Origin of the sequence: Halorubrum sp. Atlit-26R (assembly GCF_003666015.1) — an archaeon.
Classification (GTDB): Archaea; Halobacteriota; Halobacteria; order Halobacteriales; family Haloferacaceae; genus Halorubrum.
In genome coordinates this window covers 1-738 of the sequence record NZ_QPLT01000206.1, presented here as the reverse complement: position 1 = coordinate 738, position 738 = coordinate 1, and the positions used below count along the sequence as shown (strand labels likewise).

At 68.8% G+C, this 738-nt stretch carries 1 protein-coding gene and 1 pseudogene; one reads left to right on the top strand and one right to left on the bottom strand.

What is annotated here, in order from left to right; genetic code table 11:
• A pseudogene (locus DVK07_RS20155) lies at positions 1–350 on the top strand (hypothetical protein); the annotation flags it as partial.
• Between the two features lie 19 nt (positions 351–369).
• Here DVK07_RS20155 and DVK07_RS20150 read toward each other — a convergent pair.
• The coding region (locus DVK07_RS20150) for a MoxR family ATPase (RefSeq protein ID WP_394338901.1) at positions 370–738 on the bottom strand (369 nt) is incomplete at its 5' end.

The following is a 738-nucleotide window of genomic DNA, read 5'->3' as shown; positions in this document are numbered from 1 at the left end:
CGGTCGAGGCGACGCCGCACGCTGTCGCGCCGGTGCTCGCCGACGCGCTCGTCGAGCTGTTCGAACTCGCCGACGGCGTCGATCACGACGTCGACACCGAGACGAACCGCGTCACGTTCGAGATCGCCGGTGCGGGTCTCGGCGACCCGACCGGTATCGACCACCCGATCCCGTCGTTCTTGGCCGTGGGACTGGCTCGAACCCTCGACGCGACGGTCCGCGTTGAGGTCCGTGACGACCCGCTGACGGTCACCTGTCGGTACGATTCGAACTGGTCCCGCTCGGCTGACGGGACAACGGGGACCGACACGGAGCCGGAACGTCGCGACGAAGCGAGCGCCTCGACATAGCAGGTCGGATCTGCCGACCTCAATCGTCGATATCCGACTGTTGGTCGTCTACTACGGGCCCGCCGTCGGCGGCCTGTGGCTGCCGATCGCCCGTCTCGGTGAACGACGCGTCCGCGCTCGGCGGCGAGACGCCATCGACCGCCGCTTGAATGATCTCGGTCACGGTGCGGTCCGAGAGCTCCGCGTCCGTGGTCCGGATCACCCGGTGGACGAGCACCGGCTCCGCGAGCGCCTTGACGTCGTCCGGAATCACGTACGACCGACCGCGGATCGCCGCTCGGGCCTTGCCGCCGGCGAGAAACGCGAGCGTGGCGCGGGGTGAGCCGCCGTAGCGGAGTGCGGACGAGTTCCGCGTTTCCGCCACGATGTCGAGGATGTACTCCTTGAC